The organism is Streptomyces gobitricini (assembly GCF_039532985.1).
GTDB classification, from domain to species: domain Bacteria; phylum Actinomycetota; class Actinomycetes; order Streptomycetales; family Streptomycetaceae; genus Streptomyces; species Streptomyces gobitricini.
The window spans coordinates 1-13954 of sequence record NZ_BAAASR010000006.1 but is presented as its reverse complement, the minus strand read 5'-3'; the positions used below and the strand labels follow the sequence as shown (position 1 = coordinate 13954).

Genomic DNA, 13954 nt, shown 5'->3' with positions numbered 1-13954 from the left:
ACACCGCCACCATGGCGGGCCTGGACCCGGTCACCTTCAGCGATCTGCTGCGGGTGGCCGGGTCACCGGGCTTCGACCGCTGGCAGGACCAGGTCCGCCGCACCGGGGGCTGCGCCAACCCGATCCACCTGACCGGCTGGACCGTCACCAAGGACAAGGCCACCGGCGAGATCCTGCACCGCTACTCAACCGAGGACGAGCCTGGCGGGCGGCTCCGTCTGGCCTGCGGCAACCGCCGCGCCTCCCGCTGCCCAGCCTGCGCCTGGATGTACGCCGCCGACACCTACCACCTGATCCGCGCCGGACTCGCGGGCGACCAGGACAAGAACGTCCCCACCACCGTCCGCGACCACCCCCGCGTCTTCGCCACCCTCACCGCCCCCAGCTTCGGCCCCGTCCACAACCGCCCCGACACCGGCCGCTGCCGCTGCGGCACCGCCCACGCACCCGACGACGACACCCTCGGCACCCCGCTCAACCCGGACACCTACGACTACGCGTGCTCGGTGTTGTTCAACAACAACGCGGGACACCTCTGGCAACGCTTCACCAACCGCCTGCGCCGAGAGATCGCCGCCCGCGCCGGACTCACCCAACGGGAGCTGAAGGAGGCTGCCCGCGTCTCCTACGGCAAGGTCGCCGAATTTCAGAAGCGCGGTGCCGTGCACTTCCACGCCGTCATCCGCCTCGACGGCCCGGACGGCCCCGAGGACCCGCCGCCCGCCTGGGCCACCGTGCAGCTGCTCACCGACGCCATCCGCGCAGCCATCGCCCACCCGTACACGACCATCACCGTCCCGGCCGCCGCCGACCAACCCGCCCGCACCCTTCGCTGGGGCACCCAGCTCGACATCCGGCCCGTCCGCGCCTTCGAGGCCGGCACCGACATCACCGAACAAGCCGTCGCCTCCTACGTCGCCAAGTACGCCACCAAAGCCGCTGAAACGACCGGCACCCTGGACCGCCGCATCGGCGAACTCTCTGAACTCGACCGCCACCAGGTCCCCGAGCACGCACAGCGCCTCATCCGGGCCTGCAAGGAGCTCGACCCCGTCTATCCCGACCGGCGCCTGTGGGCCTGGGCGCACATGCTCGGCTTCCGCGGCCACTTCTCCACCAAGTCCCGCCGCTACTCCACCACCCTCGGCGCACTCCGCCAGATCCGCGCCGACTACCGCGCCGCCCAACAGCGGGAAGCCCTCGGTCTGCCCGACCCCGAGCACGACCAGGACGCCACCGTCCTCGTCCTCGCCGACTGGCAGTACGCCGGACACGGCCACAGCCCCGGCGAATCTGTCCTCGCGGCCTCCATCGCCCGAGACCTCCAGCTCAACCGCGAAACCGCCCGCGAAGCCCTGCATCACCAACTGGCCCTGGAAGGAGCCGCCTCATGACGACCGCAACCGCCGAGCTGCTGACCGTGCCGGAGGTCATGGCGCGGCTCAAGCTGGGACGCTCCAAGGTCTACGACCTGATCCGTTCACGTCGCCTGACCTCAATCAAGATCGACGGCTGCCGCCGCGTTCCCGCTGACGCGGTCCGGGACTTCATCCTCGGCCAGATCGAGGAGGCAGCCTGATGGCCGCCCAGCGCAAGCGCAACCCGAACGGCGCGGGCACCATCACCAAGCGCAAGGACGGCCGCTATCAGGCCGCCGTCTACGTCCTCCAGCCGGACGGCACCCGCGCCCGGAAGTTCGCGTACGGCAAGACCTGGGCCGAGTGCGACACCAAGCGCCGTGCGCTCCTCGACAAGGTCGACCAGGGGGTGCCCGTGCCGACCCGTTCGGCCAGGCTCTCGGAGTGGCTGCCGTACTGGCTGGACAACGTCATCAAGCCGCGCCGCAAGCTCAGCACGTACGACAAGTACGAGGCACACGTCCGGCTGTATCTCGTGCCCATGATCGGCTCGAAGCGGCTCGAATCCCTGAGTGCCGCCGACGTTCGCCGCTTCCTCGTCCAACTGGAGAACAAGACCACCGCCGCCACCGCCAAGGAATCGCACAGGGTCCTCCGCACTGCCCTGACGGCTGCCTGCCGCGAGGAGCTGGTTACCCGCAACGTGGCAAGCCTCGTCGAACCGCCCCGGGCCAAGTCCCGGGAACTGAGCCCTTGGTCCCTCGACGAGACGCTGGAATTCCTTGCCGCTGCACGCAAGGATCCGCTGTACGCAGCCTTCGTCCTCGCCATTGCCATGGGCCTGCGCCGAGGAGAGATCGTCGGCCTACGCTGGCAGGACGTCGACCTGGACAAGCGCGTGCTGTACGTACGCCAGCAGACTCAGCGGCGGCGCGGCGTCCTGTATGACGACGACCCCAAGGGCCGCCGTCGCCGTGCCCTGCCGCTCCCGGCGATGTGCATCGCGCCGCTCCGCTGGCACCGGATGCGTCAGGCCGCCGCCAAGCTGCGTGCGGGGGAGCCCTGGGATGAGGGCGGATACGTCTTGGCCACTCGCAACGGTCGTCCGGTCGAGCCTCGCAACGTGTACCGATCCTTCACCCGGGTGGCCAAGGCGGCCGGCCTCCGTGTCATCCGGCTGCACGACGCCCGGCACGGCTGTGCGACGCTCCTCACCGCGGCTGGGGTGGCTCCCCGCGTCGTGATGGAAATCCTCGGGCACAGCCAGATCAGCATCACCATGGACGTCTACACGCACGTCGTACAGGACACGCAGCGCGAGGCCATCAGCCACATGGACCGGCTGCTCAAGAGGCGGCCCGGCCGTGAGTGACCGCCGCCGTTGATGTCAACCGTGGATGTCAGAGGCCCCCCACCTACGAAAAATAGTAGGTGGGGGGCCTCTGATCTGGTGCCCCCGGCAGGATTCGAACCTGCGACACCCGCTTTAGGAGAGCGGTGCTCTATCCCCTGAGCTACGGAGGCGGGGGCTTGTGAGGCCTTGGAGAAAACCCAGCGAGTGGGTCTTCAGCCGGGATGTACAAGCCCGCTGGTCAGTGGGGGTGCGCTGGTGCTCGCCACGGTTTCCCGGGCGGACATCTGGCGCGACCTGGCCGCTGACGGGAACAGCGTAGCGGATCGAGCTTCGGAGGCGTCGACCCCGGCCCCAACTGGCAACACCGCGGACCGATCGAGCACATCGAGACGATCACTTCTCGATCATCGAGGAGAGGATGCAGGGACCGCCGCGCACCTGCGGGCGCTGGCTCGATCCACTCAGCGGTCATTGATGTCCGAACCATCGGATCAGGAACGAGGACACCTGACAGCACTGGGCGAGCACGGCCCCCGCGCGGCGCGCTCGGGCTTGCCCGCCTGCACCGGGCATTCGACGACGTTCACGCGGTCCGGCGCTACTTGGGGCACAACCCCCGTGCCGACGGTCAGGTGATTCCCCACGCCTGTGGTCACGACTTGTGAACCGGTCGGGTCCCATGTGCTGCCGTGTCCGGTTTGAGGGTCCTGGCCTATCGGAGCCGTCGAGGTTCTTCGACGGCTCCGAGTGTTCTTTCGGCCGAGTACGGCTTCCCGCGGCGTCTGGTGTGTCGGACATCCCGAGGGCCGGGGTGGACAGGTGGCCGGCGTCGATCGGCGAGCGATTGCCTTGGCCGGCGTGGGCACCGAGCCGGGGGCGCGGGACGCGGTGCGACGGCTCGCTGAAGGCAGGAAATCCGCTCGGTTGCCACCACTGTCGGAGGGGAAATCCTCCAAGTCGGAACTCCGCCAGAGGCACAAAAATATTCGGTCTGCAAATTCGGCGGAGACACGAAATCGCTCAGTCTGCAAATCCGCTGGAGACATAGAGTTCGCCCGGTTGCAACAGTGTTGGCGAGAAACTCTTGGCTTGACACTGTTATGGGACCTGTTTATGGTCGCGTCGTTCAAGTTTCCGCCGATCGATATTTGAAGGGGGGCATGGCCGCGCCTCCGACGTTGCCGAAGTCCAGGCAGCGGTTTAGTCATGCCGTTCTCATGGTGTGGGTTCGCTGATGATTTGGCTGGACCACACTTTTCTCGGGATTACCCTTTGAGGCCCTTGCCGGCCCGGCCGAGCTGCAATGGGCTACAGGCGCCTACACCCTTGATGCTCACCGCCGACGCAATGGGGGGCAGCTTCGGCCACCGGAATGTCGGGGCCTCGATCCGGGCGGCGTACGCGGGTGATGGCGGGCCAGTTGGTTGCAGTCCGGCCGGCCGGCTGCCTGCCTGCCGTCCGTGGGCCGGGCGGTGCGCTTGGCAGCAGCGGAAAACTTCACCACGTAAGTCCGGCTCGAATCGAAGGAGCCCCTTGTTGTCGGAAATGAACGATCCCGCCGTGCGTGCGGTTGAATCGGAGCAGGCTTATGTGTCCTCCTTGTATGAGCTGCTCACCGAGCGGCTTTCCGAGGCACGAGCAGATCGAGCGAATGTGTTGCAGGCCCCGGCGGACAGCGCCGGTGAGGCATACGAGAGGGAAAACGCCGCCGAGCGTCTGGCCAAGGAAATCGGCCGGCTGGAGGGCGCCGCCAAGGGGCTGGTCTTCGGGCGCATCGACTGGATGGACGGCACGGCCCTGCGCATCGGGCGGATCGGACTGCACACGGAGGAGGATGACCTGCCTCTGCTCGTGGACTGGCGCGCGAACGCGGCGCGGCCCTTCTACGAGGCGACACCGGTCCGCCCGATGGGCCTGCGGCGGCGCCGACACCTGCGCCTCGAAGGGCGGACGGTCGTCTCGGTGAGCGACGAACTGCTGGACGGGACCGACCCGACCGACGAGGACGTCGTGGGGGACGGCCCGTTGACCGAGGCTCTGTCGGCACGGCGTACGGGCAGGATGCACGCGGCCGTGGCGACGCTGCAGTCCGAGCAGGACGAGATCGTCCGCTCCGCCCACCGCGGGGTGACCGTGGTGCAGGGCGGGCCCGGCACCGGCAAGACGGTGGTCGCCCTGCACCGGGCGGCCTATGTCCTGTACGCGTTCCCACGCGCCACGGAGGAGGGTGTCCTGGTGGTGGGCCCGAACGCCCGCTTCCTCGACTACATCTCCCAGGTCCTTCCCTCGCTCGGGGAGAACGACGTCGTTCTGGCGACCTGCCAGGAACTGGCCGGAGTGTCCGCGGACACGGTGGGCCCGTTGGACACGGCGCGTCTCAAGGGAAGGTCCGACCTCGCCGACGCCCTGGCCGGCCTGCTGCGCGTCCACCAAGCCCCCGCCGGTGACTTCACCGTGCGGGTCGGACAGGAACTGGTCCACCTTTCCGGCGAGCAGGTCGCCACGGCACGCGATGCCGCCTTGGCAGCCGTACCGGGGCACAACCCCGCGCGCCAGGTGTTCAAGGAGCTCATGGCCGACGCCGTCACCGGCGCGATGCAACAAGACATGGGTGACCTTCTGGAGGAGATCGACGCCGATACCGAAAGGATGACGGGCCTGAACCTCGACCGGTTCACGGGAGTCGCCCAGCGCCGTGCCGAAGGTGCGGCCGCCCCGGGGCCGGTCCACGAGCTGGACCTGGACGCCATCCGAGCCGATCTGCTCGACGACGCCGGCGTCGACCGAGCTGTCGAGGTGTTGTGGCCGCGGCTGGTACCCAGTGACCTCGTGAAGGCGCTTCTGACGGACGCCGACGCTCTCGCCGAGCACCTGCCCCGCCTGACCGCGCAGGAGCGTTCCCTTCTGCTGCGCGGTCCGGACGATCCGTGGACCGATGCCGATGTGCCGTTGCTGGACGAGGCGGCGAACCTGGTCGACGGCCTCCCTGAGCGGACGTACGGGCACGTCGTCGTCGACGAGGCGCAGGAACTGACCGCCATGCAGTGGCGGATGATCGTCCACCGCTGCCCGGCAAGGGCGATGACGCTGGTGGGTGACTTCGCCCAGGCAGGACCGGTCGTGACGGCACGCGACTGGAAGGAAGCACTGAGCCCTCACGTCGGACCGCGGTTCACACTGCACACCTTGACCATCAGTTACCGCACCACGCAGGAGATCCTGGAGAGCGTCCGGGACCTGCTCACGCGGATCGCTCCGGACCAGAAGCCCACACGGTCACTGCGAAGCGGTGAGAGCCCTCGCGCGGTGACGACACCTCGGGGCGGGTTGGTCCCCGTCGTCGTCCAGGAGCTGCGTGCCCAGAGCACCGCGCACCCGGGCGAGCTTCTGGGGGTGATCTGCGCGGATACCAGGGTGAGCGAGCTGACGGCCCAGGGCGCCGCTCGCCACGCACGCGTTGTGCCGGCGTCCGAAGCCCGCGGCCTGGAATTCGACGGGGTCGTCGTCATGGACCCCGAGGAGATCATCACGGCCCGCCCCGGTGGGGAAAGGGACTTGTACGTGGCCCTGACCCGGGCCACCAAACGCCTCTGCACCATCACCGTCAGGCCCGCCTGACAACGCGGTCGCTGTCAGGTCGTGTGCACGGCCTGGACGGGCGGGTGGGATCCACCCAGTTGGTCAAGGAGAGGCGGCCGCAGCGTAGCCGGCTCGTAGGGCACCCTGGCGGTGCGCCATGAACTCCGACGCTCCTGTCGGTGCTTCACCGCCGGTTCGACCTGGGCCACGGGGTAACCACCACCCAGTCCCTCCCCGGCTCTCGAACGCCGATGCGCGGGGAGGGACCGGTGGCCTGACTGTCGGTCCGGACTTGTGTACGCGACCACCGTTCACCGTCGTTCAGGCGGAGCGTCGAGTGTGCGACGAAGCGTTCAAGCCCACAAGAAGGTGGCCCGCTTCAGGGCACTGCGCCACCACTTCGATGAGTGTGCGTTCCGGAGCAATCTCCTGGCCGCGCGCTGCTGACCTGCGGCGACGGAGTTTTCGACAAGCCCCACAAAGGCGACGGAGGCGTGTGGTGCCGTGACGGGCGCCGGCGTCCGTGCAGCGGGTGGGGGTGGTGCGGGGGAGGGGAGGGGAGGCAGGTCGGCGTTGTCTCCCCCGGGTGGTCAGTCCGTCGTGTCGAGGGTGACGAGGGCCTTGAAGCGCTCGTCCTCCTCCTGGCGCATCACCACGAGGACTCTGGCGCGGCCGCCGGCGTCGTGGGGGACCGCGTGGGCTTCCACGAGGCACGGGGTGTCGAGTTCGACGTAGCGGTGGAACACCACGTCCATGGCCGCCGATATCACGGTGCGCGGCCGGGAGACGGCCTGGGCGGCCTGGCGGGCGGCTTCCATGAGGAGCATGCCCGGGGCGTGGTCGACGGGGTGGTCGAAGAAGAGCGGGTGGTGGACGTCCACGCGCAGCTGCCAGCGGCGCGGTACGGGTGTGGGGGAGAGGACGACGTCGTGGAAGGTGTTCGCGCCCACTTCCTGCGGCGGGGCCGGGGGCGCGAGGGGGAGGGCCTCCTCCATCATCGTGCGGGCGTCTGCGCGTCCCAGGCGCAGTCGCTGGTAGACGGCCGGGGCCTGGATGGTGAAGCGGGTGTGCGCGGTGCCGAGGTGGATGCCGGCGCGCCGGACGATGATGATCAGTTCGAGGGCGGCGGCTCTGGGGCCGCGGCGCACCACGTTCTTGCAGGTGACCTCAAGGTCCAGTGCGGTCGGGTGGTCCGGGTCCGCGACGAGCGCCGGGACGCTGGTGCTGTAGCGGAAGTCCTCCCACAGCAGGTGGTGCCCCATGGGCACCCCGAAGGCGTGGTGGCACAGCAGCGGGAACGTCTGCCGGACGGTCTCCACGAGCAGCATGGGATCGTCGTGGCGGTCACGTACCGGGAAGAGCGCGTGGGCGTGGGACCAGTCGGCCGTGACGTCGAAGGTGTCGTCCGCCGTCTGTTCGTAGCGTGACAGGAAGACCTGGTCGGGGTTGTCCTTGTGGACGAGGTCCTGCGGGACCGAGGTGAGTGCTTGGTGGCTGGCGGTCGTGGACAACGCGAATTCCCCCCTGGGATGCGCATGGCAACGAAACGGTGTCCTGCATAGGGCTGGCGCGCCGGGCAATAGCCAGTAATATAGAGGGCGTTCTTTTTTATGTCGAGAGAGTGAGGGTGAACGCATGGGGCAGCCGAAGCAGGAACGGGCGGTTCAGACCCGTCTGGCGCTCATGCGAGCCGCCGCCGAGGTCTTCGACGAGCACGGTTACGCGGGCGCCGGCATCAACAAGATCCTCAAGCGGGCGGGGCTGACCGCGGGCGCGCTCTACTTCCACTTCGGGTCGAAGGAGGGACTCGCCGAGGCCGTCATGAACGCCCAGCAGGACACCATCGAGCCGCTGCTGGAGTCCCGGGGGCTTCAGCGACTGGTCGACATCACCCTGGTGTGGGCCCACCAGCTCGGCGCGGACCCGCTGCTGCGGGCGGGCGTGGAACTGTCCCTCGGCCACGAGGGCTTCGCGGACGGCGCGCCGTTCGAGAGCTGGCGCGAGCTGATGGCCGGGTATCTGCGCGAGGCGCGGGAGCTGGGGGAGCTGCGCGAGGGCGTGGACCCCGAGGCCGTCGCCCGGTTCGTGGTGGGCGCCTGCACCGGCGTACAGCTGTACTCGCGGCAGGTCGACAGCCGCGCGAGCCTTCCGCGGCGCGTGGAGGAGATGTGGGACTGCCTCCTCCCCGGTATCGCCGCCCCCGGCACCGCCCAGGACTTCGACTACGGCGTCGCCCGCGGTGAGCGGCTCAGCCGGATGCGGGAGGGCGCGTGATACGGGACGCGCGCCCCCGGCCGGTCGTCGCCGTCACCGGCGCCACCGGGACCGTCGGACGGCTCGTCGCGCACGGGCTCGCGGCCGACGGGAGCGCGGAGGTACGGCTCCTGGTGCGCGACCCGGACAAGGCCGCGCGGGCAGGGCTGCCGGGTCGGGCCGTCGCCGCGGACTTCGGGGAAGCGGCGCCGCTGCGGGAGGCGTTGCGGGGCGCGGAGGCCGTGTTCGTCGTGACCGGCGACCCCTTGCGCCCCGATCACGACGAGAACGTCATCGCCGCCGCCCGCGCCGCCGGTGTGCGCCGCGTCGTCAAGCTCTCCGCCCTCGCCGTGCTCGACCCCGGCGCCCAGGACCCGCTCACCCGCTGGCAGCGCGACAACGAGGAGCGGCTGCGCGCCTCCGGGCTCGACTGGACGCTGCTGCGGCCGAGGGCCTTCATGTCGAACGCCCTCGGCTGGGCCGCCTCCGTACGGGAGGAGGGTGTCGTCAGGGGGCTGTACGGGTCGGGGCGCAACGCCTGCGTCGACCCGCGCGACGTCGCCGACGCGGCGGTACGGGCGCTCCTCGACCCGGCGTGCGCCGGGCGGAGCTACGCCCTGACCGGGCCCGAGCCGCTGTCGCCCCGGGACCAGACCGACACGCTGGGTGAAGTGCTCGGGCGGCCACTGGAGTTCGTCGAACTGACGGAGGACGAGGCGGTGGAGCGGTGGCGCTCCCGGTGGCCCGAGCACCTGGTGCGGGCCCTCCTGGAGGGCGCCCGGCGCCAGCGGGACGGGGCGAAGGCGACGGTGGCCGAGGGCGTACGCGAAGCCACCGGGCGGCCCCCACGCGGCTTCGCCGACTGGGTGCGGGCGCACGCGCACGTCTTCGGTGCCGTCGCGGCGGCGCCGCCCGCCGGTGACACCGTGTGACGGTGGAGGTGTGCGGCAGTGACGGGAATCATGTTTTCACCGTCGCCCGACTGGAGTTGAATGCTTCGCATGATCACTGACCGGGGGATGCTGAGCGGCCGTACTGTCCTGATCACCGGGGCCTCCAGTGGGATCGGGGCCGCCGCCGCGCGGCTGTTCGCGGAGGAGGGCGCCGCGCTCGTACTCATGGCGCGAAGGGCGGACGTCCTCGCCGAGGTGGCGGCGCCGCTCACCGCGGCGGGCGCCCGCGTGACCGTCGCGGCCGGCGACGTGACCCGGCCGGCGGACGTGGAGCGCGCGGTCGCCACGGCGGTCGACACCTTCGGCTCGCTGGACGCGGCGTTCAACAACGCGGGCTGGGGGACCGGCGGGACGGTGCTGCACGAGCTGGACGAGGACATGTACGACCGCGTGATGGACCTCAACGTACGCGGCGTCTGGAACTGCCTGCGCCACCAGATACCCGCGATGCTCAAGGGCGGGTCCGGCGGGGCCATCGTCAACACCTCCAGCACCGCCGGGATCGTGGCCACCGGAGCCGTGGCCCCCTACGTCGCGGCCAAGCACGCGGTACTGGGGCTGACCAAGGCCGCCGCCATGGAGTACGGCGAGTCCGGCATCCGGGTCAACGCCCTGGTCGTCGGCAGTACCCGCACCGAGCTGATGGACGAACTCCTCCAGGACGTACCGGAGCTGGAGGCCAGCTTCACCGCGCGCGCCATCCAGAAGCGGATGGCCGACCCGCGGGAGGTGGCCCAGGCGGCGGCCTGGCTGTGCAGCGACCGCTCGTCCTTCCTCACCGGCGCCTCGATGCCCGTCGACGGCGGCTGGAGCGCCATCTAGTCGGGCACGTTTGTGGATCGGCTCCGGATGGCCGGTTACGTCTGTGGGTGGGCCGGTGGGCCGGTGGGCCGGTGGGCCGGTCGGCCGGTCGGCCGGTCGGCCGGTCGGCCGGTCGGCCGGTTGGTCGGTTACGTCTGCGAGTGGGCCGGTGGGCCGGTCGTGTCTGTGGGTGGGCCGGTCGGCCGGGTGCGGGCACGGGGTCAGCGTGCGGAGTGGCTGGGGGCCGGCGTCGTGACGCCCTCCATCACCACGCCCCAGAGATGCGCGAGTTCGGCCGCGCCGTCGGTGCGGGGGCGGGTGAGCAGCGCGGCGGCCGCGCCGTGGACCAGGTGGGTCGCCAGGCGGAGCAGGATCTCGGTGCGGACGGTGGGTGCCAGCAGGCCCTGCCGCTCGGCCTCCCCCAGGAGCAGCCGCACCTGGGGGACCCACGCGTCGTCCCACACCGGCAGGGTGTGGGTCAGTGACTGGGCGGCCCGCACGCGGGTGTCGCGGGCCAGCAGGTCGACGAGCCCGCAGGTGACCGCGACGACGGCGGCCAGTGGGTCGGGCGCGCCGCGCCGGTGCCGCTCCACCGCGTGGCGGGTGACCGTCATGCCGGCCTCCTTCACCGCCGCCGCCAAGTCGTTCTTCTTGGCGAAGTGGAAGGTGAGCGCGCCCATGGAGATTCCCGCGCTCCGGCAGATGTCCTGCAGTGAGGTGCCCGTGTAGCCGTCCCGGGCGAACGCGTCAGCCGCTGCCCGGACCAGCCGTTCACGGGTCAGCAGGGCCCGCTCCTGCTTGACCACGACGTCACCTTCTCTTCTTTCCTGGGCTTCTCGTACTTCTACGCCTCTTCGCACGCTACTGGGCTTCTGCTCCAAGGGAGTTGACCCCAAGCCGCATCCGCGACGTCCTTGGCAAGTCTGCCCGGCCCGGCGAGATGCCGAAGTCGTACCTGGCCGAACATGCCCCCTTCAAAAACATAGAGAGAGTTCGTTATTGTTCTGCTCGTTCGCCGATACGGCCTGCCGACGAGGGGGAGCTGACATGACCGACCGCCTGGACACGGCCGCGCGGGAGCCCATGGCGCACAGGGCGGCCCAGGAACTGACCCACCGCCTCTTCCATGGCCTGCCCCGCGCCGACCAGCGCCGGTGGGCCGGTGCGTACCTGACGGGACTGCTGGCCACACCGGGCAAGAAGTCGGTGCGGAACATGGGCTGGGCGGTGTGCGCCTCGTACACCGCCTCGCAGTCCCTGCACCAGGCGGTCAACGAGAGCACCTGGTCATGGACCGACGTCCGGGCGGAGCTGACGGCCTGGTGCCGCGAGCGCACGGAGGTACGCGGCTGGGCGCTGGGCCGGGTCACACTCCCCAAGCGCGGCCGCTACTCCGCCGGGGTGCACCGCCGCTTCGACACCGCCGCCGGGCGCACCCTCAACTGCCAGCTCGGCGTCGGGCTCTTCCTGCTCACCGGGCACGGCGCGGCCGTACCCGTGGACTGGCGACTGCACCTGCCCGACGAGTGGCTCGGCGACGCATCGCTGCGGCGCCGCGCGCGGATCCCCGACACGGTACGGGCGGGCTCACCCGGCCGCATGATGGTGGAGCTCGCCGCGACGGCAGGCCGTTCCGGCGGCCCCGGCAGTTTCGGCGGTCCCGGCGGTTCCGGCGCCCCCGTGGTGGCCGACGCGGAGACCGTCCAGGAGGCCGCCGAGCTGATCGAGGGGTTCACCGCGCTCGGGGTCGACTGGGCCGTCTCCGTGCCCGCCGCGACACCGGTCCTGGCCGGGCTGTCGCCCGCCGCCCGCCGCCCGGGGCACCGGCCGGCCGGCGCCGTCGCGGTGACCGCCGGGGCGCTCGCCCGGCAACTGCGCGGCTCCGCGCGGGCGCTCGGCGCCGGGGAGCCGGACGGGCCGCACCTGCTCCCCGCCCTCGTGCACACGCCCGAAGCGGCGCGGCCCTTGCGGCTGGTCGCCGCGTGGGCACCGGGCGCGCGGGCCCCGCGACGCCTCTGGCTCACCTCCCTGCACGGGCAGCGGCTCACCGAGGCCGCCGGGCTCTTCCGGCCCCAGGCGGTGGACCCCGCCGCCCTGGCGGGCCTCGACGACTGTGGGCTCAGGGACTTCGAGGGCCGCTCCTACCCGGGCTGGCACCGCCACATGACCCTGGTGTCGGCGGCGTACGGCCACCGGGTGCTCGGCCCCGCCGACGCCCGGCGGCCCGTGGAGCGGGCGGAGGTGCGGGCCGCGTGAGCGGGACGCTGATCACCACGACCCTGGTGGAGCGGGCGGGCGGCTCCGGGCGCCCCGAAGGTACCGGGAGCGCCGGGAACACCGGGAGTGCCGGGAACACCAGGAGTGCCGGGAACACCAGGAGTGCCGGTAGTGCCGGGAGCAGGGGGCCCTTCGACCGCTTCGCCGCCGCCCTTTCGGAGGGCCTCAGCCGGGCGGCCGTGACCGCCCCTCCCGTGCGGGGCGTCCCTCCGGTGCGGGGCGTCCCTCCCGTGCGGGGCGTCCCTCCGGTGCGCGGCGCCGTCGGCGTACCGCACCGTGAACGGGTCACGCCCGCGCCCGGAGCGGTGCTCGGCGGGTACGAGGCCGAGGAGACCCTGCGCCGGTTCCGGGACGCGCTGGAGGACCACCTCGGCACCCGCTCCGACGACCACCCCGGCGGTACCGACGGGGAACGTGACGCCCTCATGGGCCTCGCCCACCGCGCCGTACGGCGCCTCGCCGGGGACCCGGGGACGGCGCCCGGCCCGCCGCCCACCCCCCGTCTCCCGCCCGACCGGCTGCTGGCCGCCTCGCTGTCGCTCGCCGAGTGCGCCGTCCGCAGCGGCGGCAGCGCCGACGCCGTACTGCCCGCCATCCGCGAGGTCTTCACCGCCGCCGCCCTGGAAACGGCCGAGACCCGGGACCTCTGGCAGGAACGGCGCGCCCTCGCCCGGGAGGTCCACGACCGGGTCAGCGGCCCGCTGACCGCCGCGCTGCGCGAGCTGGACGGGGACGCGGCCGCCCGCACCCCGGCGGCCGACGCCGTGCGCGGCGTACTGACACGGGCAGCACACGGCGCGTACGAGATCGTCGCCGGGCTGCACCGGAGCACCCCCGTGCCCGCTCTGCGCCAAGCCGTCGACGACGTACGCGCGGTGGCCGAGGCGCGAGGGGTGCGGGTGGAGTGGTCGATGACCGGAGACGAGGCGAGCCTCCCGGAGCTGTTCCGCCGCGAGCTCGCCCTCGTCCTGCGCGAGGCCCTGCTCAACGCCGTCGCCCACGCGTCGGCGCACCGGGTCGCCGTGACCACCCGGATCACCCGCCGGTGGGCCCACACGCACATACAGGACGACGGTGCGGGTTTCGACGTGGCCCACACCCTCGGCTCCCGGCCCGCCCACGGGCTGCGGACGATGTCCGAGCGCATGGAGTCGGTCGGCGGCCGGCTCGCCATCAGGAGCGCGGCCGGGAGCGGAACGCGCGTCGACATCCACCTGCCGCGTTACCGGCCGGTGCCACGAACCATCGATCAGGTTGCTGAGAAGCGGAGTTGCCATGCGTAAGGTGCTCATCGCCAACCGCGGGGAGATAGCTGTCCGTGTCGCCCGTGCTTGCCGGGATGCCGGGATCGGGAGTGTGGCGGTCTACGCCGATCCGGA

Annotated in this window: 12 protein-coding genes and 1 tRNA gene; 10 read left to right on the top strand and 3 right to left on the bottom strand. The window is 71.3% G+C overall.

The window, feature by feature from the left end; translation table 11 throughout:
- Positions 1-11 precede the first annotated feature (11 nt).
- The 3 genes from repSA to ABD347_RS05690 are packed head-to-tail and all read left to right on the top strand — an operon-like array spanning position 12 to position 2730.
- Complete coding sequence (gene repSA, locus ABD347_RS05700; protein ID WP_344357878.1) at positions 12-1394, top strand: replication initiator protein RepSA; 1383 nt, start codon at positions 12-14, stop codon at positions 1392-1394.
- Positions 1391-1579 carry a helix-turn-helix domain-containing protein gene (locus tag ABD347_RS05695; RefSeq protein WP_156693621.1) on the top strand — a complete coding sequence of 63 codons (189 nt, stop codon included), beginning with the start codon at positions 1391-1393 and terminating at the stop codon, positions 1577-1579. Before repSA ends, ABD347_RS05695 begins: the two co-directional genes overlap by 4 nt.
- Positions 1579-2730 carry a tyrosine-type recombinase/integrase gene (locus ABD347_RS05690; RefSeq protein ID WP_344357179.1) on the top strand — a complete coding sequence of 384 codons (1152 nt, stop codon included), beginning with the start codon at positions 1579-1581 and terminating at the stop codon, positions 2728-2730. The genes ABD347_RS05695 and ABD347_RS05690 overlap by 1 nt, the downstream gene beginning before the upstream one ends.
- Before the next feature lie 76 nt (positions 2731-2806).
- Here ABD347_RS05690 and ABD347_RS05685 read toward each other — a convergent pair.
- Positions 2807-2882: transfer RNA gene (locus ABD347_RS05685), tRNA-Arg, on the bottom strand.
- A gap of 1420 nt (positions 2883-4302) precedes the next feature.
- Here ABD347_RS05685 and ABD347_RS05680 point away from each other — a divergent pair.
- The gene (locus ABD347_RS05680; protein ID WP_344357875.1) at positions 4303-6330 is read left to right on the top strand and encodes a HelD family protein; all 2028 of its coding nucleotides are present in this window, start codon (positions 4303-4305) and stop codon (positions 6328-6330) included.
- A 551-nt stretch (positions 6331-6881) separates the two neighbouring features.
- Here the strand turns inward: ABD347_RS05680 and ABD347_RS05675 are convergent.
- Complete coding sequence (locus tag ABD347_RS05675; RefSeq protein WP_344357176.1) at positions 6882-7802, bottom strand: ScbA/BarX family gamma-butyrolactone biosynthesis protein; 921 nt, start codon at positions 7800-7802, stop codon at positions 6882-6884.
- Positions 7803-7926: 124 nt separating this feature from the next.
- Between ABD347_RS05675 and ABD347_RS05670 the strand changes: the two genes are divergently transcribed.
- The 3 genes from ABD347_RS05670 to ABD347_RS05660 all read left to right on the top strand — a co-directional run bounded on the left by ABD347_RS05670 (position 7927) and on the right by ABD347_RS05660 (position 10319).
- Positions 7927-8565, top strand: a complete 639-nt coding sequence (locus ABD347_RS05670; protein ID WP_344357173.1) for a ScbR family autoregulator-binding transcription factor — start codon at positions 7927-7929, stop codon at positions 8563-8565.
- On the top strand, positions 8562-9476 hold the full coding sequence (locus ABD347_RS05665) for an NAD(P)H-binding protein (RefSeq protein WP_344357169.1): 915 nt from the start codon (positions 8562-8564) through the stop codon (positions 9474-9476). Before ABD347_RS05670 ends, ABD347_RS05665 begins: the two co-directional genes overlap by 4 nt.
- Positions 9477-9545: 69 nt before the next feature.
- Complete coding sequence (locus ABD347_RS05660) at positions 9546-10319, top strand: SDR family NAD(P)-dependent oxidoreductase (protein ID WP_344357166.1); 774 nt, start codon at positions 9546-9548, stop codon at positions 10317-10319.
- Between the two features lie 200 nt (positions 10320-10519).
- On the opposite strand, the gene ABD347_RS05655 is transcribed toward ABD347_RS05660, so the two are convergent.
- Positions 10520-11104 (bottom strand): TetR family transcriptional regulator, encoded by a 585-nt coding sequence (locus ABD347_RS05655; RefSeq protein WP_344357163.1) that lies wholly within the window; start codon positions 11102-11104, stop codon positions 10520-10522.
- Positions 11105-11345: 241 nt separating this feature from the next.
- Here ABD347_RS05655 and ABD347_RS05650 point away from each other — a divergent pair, with 241 nt between their 5' ends.
- From ABD347_RS05650 to ABD347_RS05640, 3 genes are all read left to right on the top strand, one after another.
- Positions 11346-12554: an IS701 family transposase gene (locus tag ABD347_RS05650; RefSeq protein ID WP_344357160.1), complete on the top strand. Its 1209-nt coding sequence runs from the start codon at positions 11346-11348 to the stop codon at positions 12552-12554.
- Entirely contained in the window at positions 12551-13858 is a 1308-nt protein-coding gene (locus tag ABD347_RS05645; RefSeq protein WP_344357157.1) for a sensor histidine kinase, read from the top strand. The genes ABD347_RS05650 and ABD347_RS05645 overlap by 4 nt, the downstream gene beginning before the upstream one ends.
- The coding region (locus ABD347_RS05640) for a biotin carboxylase N-terminal domain-containing protein (protein WP_184742946.1) at positions 13851-13954 on the top strand (104 nt) is incomplete at its 3' end. The genes ABD347_RS05645 and ABD347_RS05640, both read left to right, overlap by 8 nt.